At 67.7% G+C, this 7636-nt stretch carries 8 protein-coding genes; 2 read left to right on the forward strand and 6 right to left on the reverse strand.

The window, feature by feature from the left end; genetic code table 11:
* Positions 1-340 (forward strand): substrate-binding domain-containing protein (locus O3Q52_RS44660; protein WP_269654243.1); only part of this gene is annotated, 340 nt, incomplete at its 5' end.
* Positions 341-539: 199 nt separating this feature from the next.
* Here the strand turns inward: O3Q52_RS44660 and prcA are convergent.
* The 5 genes from prcA to arc all read right to left on the reverse strand — a co-directional run bounded on the left by prcA (position 540) and on the right by arc (position 6234).
* Positions 540-1286, reverse strand: coding sequence for a proteasome subunit alpha (prcA, locus tag O3Q52_RS44665; protein WP_269654244.1), 747 nt, complete (start codon positions 1284-1286; stop codon positions 540-542).
* Between the two features lie 57 nt (positions 1287-1343).
* Entirely contained in the window at positions 1344-2189 is an 846-nt protein-coding gene (gene prcB, locus O3Q52_RS44670; RefSeq protein WP_055618379.1) for a proteasome subunit beta, read from the reverse strand.
* A 148-nt stretch (positions 2190-2337) separates the two neighbouring features.
* Positions 2338-2556, reverse strand: a complete 219-nt coding sequence (locus tag O3Q52_RS44675; RefSeq protein ID WP_269654245.1) for a ubiquitin-like protein Pup — start codon at positions 2554-2556, stop codon at positions 2338-2340.
* A 165-nt stretch (positions 2557-2721) separates the two neighbouring features.
* The gene (gene dop / locus O3Q52_RS44680) at positions 2722-4233 is read right to left on the reverse strand and encodes a depupylase/deamidase Dop (protein ID WP_369124185.1); all 1512 of its coding nucleotides are present in this window, start codon (positions 4231-4233) and stop codon (positions 2722-2724) included.
* Between the two features lie 234 nt (positions 4234-4467).
* Positions 4468-6234: a proteasome ATPase gene (arc, locus tag O3Q52_RS44685; protein ID WP_055618381.1), complete on the reverse strand. Its 1767-nt coding sequence runs from the start codon at positions 6232-6234 to the stop codon at positions 4468-4470.
* Between the two features lie 259 nt (positions 6235-6493).
* Here arc and O3Q52_RS44690 point away from each other — a divergent pair, with 259 nt between their 5' ends.
* The gene (locus O3Q52_RS44690; RefSeq protein WP_055618382.1) at positions 6494-6793 is read left to right on the forward strand and encodes a ferredoxin; all 300 of its coding nucleotides are present in this window, start codon (positions 6494-6496) and stop codon (positions 6791-6793) included.
* 55 nt (positions 6794-6848) lie between these two features.
* On the opposite strand, the gene O3Q52_RS44695 is transcribed toward O3Q52_RS44690, so the two are convergent.
* Positions 6849-7424: a hypothetical protein gene (locus tag O3Q52_RS44695; protein WP_269654246.1), complete on the reverse strand. Its 576-nt coding sequence runs from the start codon at positions 7422-7424 to the stop codon at positions 6849-6851.
* Positions 7425-7636 lie beyond the last annotated feature (212 nt).

Consider the following 7636-nt stretch of genomic DNA (forward strand, 5'->3'; position numbering starts at 1 on the left):
CGGCGCCCTGGCCGCCGCCGAGGCCGCCCTGGCCGCTCCAGGCCCCCGCCCCACCGCCCTGGTCTGCGACGACGACAAACTGGCCGGCGGGGCCTACAAGGCCGCCCGCCGCCTGGGCCTGCGCATCCCCGACGATATCTCCGTCACCGGCCTGGACGACCTGGCCCTCGCCACGGCCCTGGACCCGGAACTCACCACGGTCCGCCTGGACGCCGACCTCTTCGGCGAACGCGGCATGGAAGCCCTCCTGGCCGTCCTGAACGCCCGCGAGCCCACCGGCGAGGACATCCCGGTACACCTGGTGGTCCGAGGCTCCACAGCCCCACCAGCCGCCCCGTAAGGGGCGCGGGGAACTGCGCGCTCAACCCACCACAGCCCGCACACGGCCCACCGACCTGTACACCATCAGGGGCGCGGGGAACTGCGCGACAAGCCCCCACGGAGCCGCACGCGACCCACCGGCCGGAGTCCCCGAAACACCGTGTGCCCCCGGCCTGCAACAGGCCGGGGGCACACAAGGTTCAATCAGGTCGAGGAGGTCAGTCCTCGTCCTCCGGGTCCTCGGCCTCCGCGGCGGTGGAAGCCCCGCCCTCCTCCAACAACCGACCGAGCTGCCGCCCGGTAATCCGCTTGAACTTGCGCTGCTGCGGCCGCGTACGGTCCAGCACCGCGACCTCCAGCCGCTCCGCGGGGATCTCCCGCTCAGTGCCGTTCGTGTCGCGCGACAGCGCCTGAACGGCCAGCTTGAGCGCCTCGGCGAGCGACATCCCCTCCTGGTGCTGCTGGTCCAGGTAGGTGCTGATCTGCTCGGCGTTGCCGCCGACCGCGACCGAGCCGTGCTCGTCCACGATCGACCCGTCGTGCGGAAGGCGGTAGATCTGGTCGCCCTCGGGGGTCTCCCCCACCTCGGCGACGACCAGCTCCACCTCGTACGGCTTCTCCGCCGCGGAGGAGAAGATCGTGCCGAGCGTCTGGGCGTAGACATTGGCGAGACCGCGGGCGGTCACGTCGTCACGGTCGTAGGTGTAGCCCCGGAGGTCGGCGTAACGGACGCCGCCGATCCGGAGGTTCTCGTATTCGTTGTATTTGCCTGCGGCAGCGAAACCGATCCGGTCATAGATCTCGCTGAACTTGTGCAGCGCACGGGACGGGTTCTCGCCGACGAACACGATGCCGTCGGCGAACTGCAGCACGACGAGGCTGCGGCCACGGGCGATGCCCTTGCGGGCGTATTCCGCCCGGTCGGCCATGGCCTGCTGGGGTGATACATAGAACGGCGTCGACACCGGCTATCCGTCCCTTTCTGTGGAAGTCACTCGATCACCTTGACAAGAGGTCCGCTGTCAGAGCAGCGCGGCCCGTGGGCCGTCGGGCTGCTCAAGGCGCCGCTCCAGGATCGAGCGGGCGATCTCGGAGGACTCGTCGTCGGTGAGGCGACGGAATCCGTCTGCGGTGATCACGGTGACGATCGGGTAGATCCGGCGGGCGACATCGGGACCACCGGTCGCCGAGTCGTCGTCGGCCGCGTCGTACAGCGCCTGTACGACGAGCGTCGTGGCCTGGTCTTCGGTCAGGTCCTTGCTGTACAGCTTCTTCATGGCACCGCGGGCGAAGATCGAGCCGGAGCCCGTGGCCGCGAAGCCGTGTTCCTCGGAGCGGCCGCCCGTCACGTCGTACGAGAAGATGCGGCCCTTCTCCCGGTCCACGTCGTACCCCGCGAAGAGCGGGACCACGGCCAGGCCCTGCATGGCCATGCCGAGGTTGGACCGGATCATCGTGGACAGGCGGTTCGCCTTGCCCTCCAGGGAGAGCGTGGCGCCCTCCACCTTCTCGAAGTGCTCCAGCTCCAGCTGGAACAGCTTCACCATCTCCACGGCCAGACCGGCCGTACCGGCGATACCCACCGCCGAGTACTCGTCGGCCGGGAAGACCTTCTCGATGTCGCGCTGGGCGATCATGTTGCCCATGGTGGCCCGGCGGTCACCCGCGAGCACGACACCGCCGGGGAACGTGGCGGCCACGATCGTGGTCCCGTGCGGTGCCTCGATGACGCCCTTCATGGGCGGCAACTGCCGGTTGCCCGGGAGAATGGCCGGCTGGTGTTCGGACAGGAAGTCCATGAACGAGGACGAGCCGGGCGTCAGGAAGGCAGCCGGCAGACGCCCGGTGCTACGAGGGTTGGCTTCCACGCGATGTCCTTCCACGTAGGCGGCGGCCCGCCGGGGACGGCCGAGCCGATCATCAAATCTGTGCACGGACCATACCCGTACCTACGCCAGTCATCCGTCCCGGCGCCGACCCGATGGAACGGGCCGACTCCGGGGCGGACAACCGGGGTTACTCTCCGCCCTTTTGGACGAAGGAACGCACGAAGTCCTCTGCGTTCTCCTCGAGGACGTCGTCGATCTCGTCCAGTACGGAGTCGACATCGTCCGACAGCTTCTCCTGGCGCTCCTTGAGGTCCTCGGATCCCTGCGCGTCCTGCGCGGTCTCCTCGACCTCCTCGGTGTTGCGCGTCGCCTTCTGCTGTCCGCCGCCGGTGTCCTTGGTCGCCATAACCCTCACCCCGCTCGGTTCGACGTTCTTGATCAGACCCTACAAGCAGGGTCCGACATCGGCCCCGCAGTTGCTACAACGTCCGGGGGTCACCTCGATGATTCCCGGACGCCGCCTCTTTCCACCTCGCCCCGCCGTATCGGCCCGAGGGCCGCGGCGGCCGGATCAGCCGCCCGAAAGGACCCTGACCAGGTCTTCCGCCGTACGGCAGCGGTCGAGGAGCTCCTTGACGTGATTACGCGTTCCGCGAAGCGGCTCAAGGGTTGGGACCCGCTGGAGCGAGTCCCGGCCCGGCAGATCGAAGATCACCGAGTCCCAGGAGGCCGCCGCGACGTCGTCCGCGTACTGCTCCAGACAGCGCCCGCGGAAGTACGCGCGGGTGTCCTCCGGAGGCTTCGTCTCGGCCCGCTCCACGTCCGTCTCGTCCAGCAGGCGCTTCATCCTGCCGCGGGCCACGAGACGGTTGTAGAGACCCTTCTCCGAGCGCACGTCGGCGTACTGGAGGTCGACCAGGTGCAGCCGTGCCGCGTCCCATTCGAGGCTGTCACGGCGCCGGTAGCCCTCCATGAGCTCCCGCTTGGCCACCCAGTCCAGCTCGCCCGCCAGACTCATGGGATCGCTCTCCAGGCGCCCCAGGACGTCCTCCCAACGAGTGAGCACGTCCTTGGTCTGCTCGTCCGCGTCCGCGCCGAACCGCTCCTCGACGTACTTGCGCGCCAGTTCGAAGTACTCCATCTGCAGCTGGACCGCGGTGAGCGTCCGGCCGCTACGGAGAGTGATCAGGCGCTTGAGGGTCGGGTCGTGCGAGACCTGGTGCAGCGTGCGCACCGGCTGGTCCACGGCGAGGTCCACGGCGATGAAGCCGTCCTCGATCATCGACAGGACGAGGGCGGTCGTGCCGAGCTTGAGATAGGTCGAGATCTCCGAGAGGTTCGCGTCGCCGATGATCACGTGCAGGCGGCGGTACTTCTCGGCGTCCGCGTGCGGCTCGTCACGCGTGTTGATGATCGGACGCTTGAGAGTGGTTTCCAGGCCCACCTCGACCTCGAAGTAGTCGGCGCGCTGACTGAGCTGGAAGCCGTGCTCGTGCCCGTCCTGGCCGATACCGACGCGGCCCGCTCCGGTGACGACCTGGCGCGAGACGAAGAACGGCGTCAGGTGGCGCACGATGTCCGAGAAGGGGGTCTCCCGCTTCATCAGGTAGTTCTCGTGCGTGCCGTACGAGGCGCCCTTGTTGTCGGTGTTGTTCTTGTAGAGGTGGATCGGCTGGGCGCCGGGCAGCTGGGCCGCGCGCTCCGCGGCCTCCGCCATGATGCGCTCGCCGGCCTTGTCCCACAGGACGGCGTCCATCGGGTTGGTCACTTCGGGAGAGCTGTACTCCGGGTGTGCGTGGTCCACGTACAGCCGCGCCCCGTTGGTGAGGATGACATTGGCGAGGCCGATGTCCTCGTCGGTGAGCTGACTGGAGTCGGCGGCCTCGCGGGCGAGGTCGAAGCCCCGCGCGTCCCGCAGCGGGTTCTCCTCCTCGAAGTCCCAGCGGGCCCGCCGGGCCCGGTGCATCGCCGCCGCGTAGGCGTTGACGATCTGGGACGAGGTGAGCATGGCATTGGCGTTGGGGTGGCCGGGGACGGAGATCCCGTACTCCGTCTCGATGCCCATTACTCGCCGTACGGTCATGCGGCCCTCCTTGCCCGGCTGCGTCCTCGGTCGGGGACGCAGCTCAAGTACCGCTGGCGCTCCGGTGCGTGTGCGGTGCCCGTCCCCGCACTGCGCGACTCGGCGGTACCGAAGAGCCTAGAGCGCCTTTGCGCTGGTGGGGAGATCATTTGCGTCATTGCTCAGCTCCAGCTGTGCCCTGGAAAACAGTCGGCTGCGGGTACCCAGTGAGGGCACCCGCAGCCACCCTGTCTTTTACAGGTACTGACCGGTGTTCGCCACCGTGTCGATGGAGCGTCCGGTGTCCGCGCCCTGCTTTCCGGTGATGAGCGTCCGGATGTAAACGATCCGTTCGCCCTTCTTTCCGGAGATACGGGCCCAGTCGTCCGGGTTGGTGGTGTTCGGCAGGTCCTCGTTCTCCTTGAACTCGTCCACGCAGGCCTGGAGCAGGTGGGAGACCCGCAGACCCTTCTGGTTGTGCTCGAGGAAGTCCTTGATCGCCATCTTCTTGGCGCGGCCGACGATGTTCTCGATCATGGCGCCGGAGTTGAAGTCCTTGAAGTACAGGACTTCCTTGTCGCCGTTGGCGTACGTGACCTCGAGGAAGCGGTTCTCCTCGGACTCGGTGTACATGTGCTCGACGGCGGTCTGGATCATGCTCTGGACCGTGGTGGTCTTGCTGCCGCCGTGCTCGCCGACGTCGTCGGAGTGCAGCGGGAGGCGCTCGGTGAGGTACTTGGCGAAGATGTCCTTGGCCGCCTCGGCGTCCGGACGCTCGATCTTGATCTTCACGTCGAGACGGCCGGGACGCAGGATCGCGGGGTCGATCATGTCCTCACGGTTCGAGGCGCCGATCACCACCACGTTCTGCAGGCCCTCCACGCCGTCGATCTCGGCGAGCAGCTGCGGGACGATGGTGTTCTCCACGTCCGAGCTGACGCCTGATCCACGGGTGCGGAAGAGGGACTCCATCTCGTCGAAGAAGACGATGACGGGGGTGCCCTCGCTGGCCTTCTCACGAGCACGCTGGAAGACGAGGCGGATCTGCCGCTCGGTCTCACCGACGTACTTGTTGAGGAGCTCGGGACCCTTGATGTTGAGGAAGAAGCTCTTGCCCGTGGCCTGTCCGGTCACCTCGGCGACCTTCTTGGCCAGCGAGTTGGCGACGGCCTTGGCGATGAGCGTCTTACCGCATCCGGGGGGCCCGTACAGCAGTACGCCCTTGGGCGGCCGCAGTTCGTGCTCCTTGAACAGGTCGGGGTAGAGGTAGGGGAGCTCGACCGCGTCGCGGATCATCTCGATCTGGCCGCCCAGACCGCCGATCTGCTCGTAGCCGATGTCGGGGACCTCTTCGAGGACGAGTTCCTCGACCTCGCTCTTGGGAACGACCTCGTAGACATAGCCGGAGCGGGGTTCGAGCAGCAGGGCGTCGCCGGGGCGGATGGTGACATCCATCAGCGGCTCGGCGAGCCGCACCACCCTTTCCTCGTCGGTGTGCCCCACCACGAGGGCGCGCTCGCCGTCCTCGAGGATCTCCTTGAGGGTGACGATGTCGCCGACGCTCTCGTACTCCATGGCCTCGACCACGTTGAGGGCTTCGTTGAGCATCACTTCCTGGCCGCGCCTGAGCTCTTCGAGCTCGACGCTTGGGCTGACGTTCACCCGGAGCTTGCGGCCCCCGGTGAAGATGTCGGCCGTGCCGTCCTCGTTCGCCACGAGGAAGACACCGAAGCCGGCCGGCGGCTGTGCGAGCCGGTCGACCTCCTCCTTGAGTGCCACGATCTGGTCGCGGGCCTCTCGGAGGGTGTTGGCGAGCCGCTCGTTCTGCGCGGACACGCCGGCCAGGTTTGTCTGCAGCTCGACGATCCGCTCTTCGAGAATCCTCGTGTGTCGCGGAGAGTCGGCGAGCTTGCGTCGCAGGACGGCGATCTCCTGCTCAAGGTAGGCAATCTGCCCGGACGGGTCGTCGGACCCTCGTCCCGGGCGGATGCCGCGGTTCATGTCGTCGTCGTGGGCTGCCACGGTCCTCACCTCCTCCAAGGGGAGCTGGACGCTTCCAGACCCTACCTGGGTGGGTGTCGATTGAAACCCCTAGATCACAAAGACGGTCGAGGTGTGTCCGATCTTCACCCTTGCGCTCTCCCTCACGCCAGTGGAATACCCACACAACGTGACTGGGAAGCCGACGGAGGTAGGGTCGAAGTGTTCAACACCCGCCAGAGCTGGCCCGATTCCCAAGTCTTCGGATCGCTCGGCGCAGGAAACGGCAGGAGAAAAGACCGTGCAGCAGGAGGCCGGAGTCGACGGCGAGGGGCTTGAGGTCTGGATCGACCAGGACCTCTGTACGGGCGACGGAATCTGTGCCCAGTACGCCCCCGAGGTCTTCGAGCTGGACATCGACGGCCTGGCCTACGTGAAGAGCTCCCAGGACGAACTCCTGCAGGCCCCGGGCGCCACAACGCCCGTACCGCTGACGCTTCTGCGTGATGTCGCCGACTCCGCGAAGGAGTGCCCGGGCGACTGCATCCACGTGCGTCGGGTTTCGGACAGGGTCGAGGTCTACGGCCCCGACGCGGAGTGACCGGAAAGCCACTCCGCGTAACCACTTGTCTGATTTCTCACGCCCGACCTCGCCCTCACACGCTGTGGGCCCCGGACGGTGTCGAGCGTACGAACGCGCCGTTCTTCCACTGCCACTTGGCACGCTCGGTCACGTCCGGACAGCAACTCGGTACGTCGCGCGACGAGTAGCCGAGCAGGGTCGCGGTGATCGTGGCGTCACGGACGGCGAATTCCTCGACGCTCAGCCGGTCCTTCGGGTCGACCAGGGTGGCGACGACGCGGGGCTTCGGGTCGTCCGCGGACCGCGTGACGACGTAGACACCGCTGGGCGGAGTGCCGGAGCCGGCCTCGCAGCGGACCACGGCGACCGTCTCGGGGCGGCCGTCGCCGTCGAGGTCGCCGGAGGCCTGTTTCTGGACAGCGGCCTCGGTGGGACCGCACTCGATCGGGAATTCGACGCCGGCCGGGTCGGGGGGCGCCACGGCGGCCGGGGCCGTCTTCGACTCGGGGCCGTGCTGGGCGGCCGTGGCCCGGTCGGGCTGCAGGAAGCCGGAGGCCGCGACCACCCCGGCGAGGGCGGTCGCCGTGGCCAGCCAGTGGATCGGACGGGTGTGCGTGTGTGCCAGTTCCGGAACGGCGGATTGCTGCACTAGGAAGTGTCTCCTGTGAGGGCTGTGCCGGTGGGGGTGGCCAGCATGGTGCCACACGTCACACCGTGAGGGAACGGCGGGGTCCGGAGTTACTGGTGGGGTGTCAAGGGAAAAGCGTCGTGGCCGGGTTCCCGAGGTGCTCCCGGGGACTCGGCCACGGCGCTTGGGCGGTGTACGCGGCACCCGGCCGCCCCCGCGGCCGGGCCCTCGTC

This window comes from Streptomyces sp. ActVer (assembly GCF_027270795.1).
Taxonomy (GTDB): Bacteria; Actinomycetota; Actinomycetes; order Streptomycetales; family Streptomycetaceae; genus Streptomyces; species Streptomyces umbrinus_A.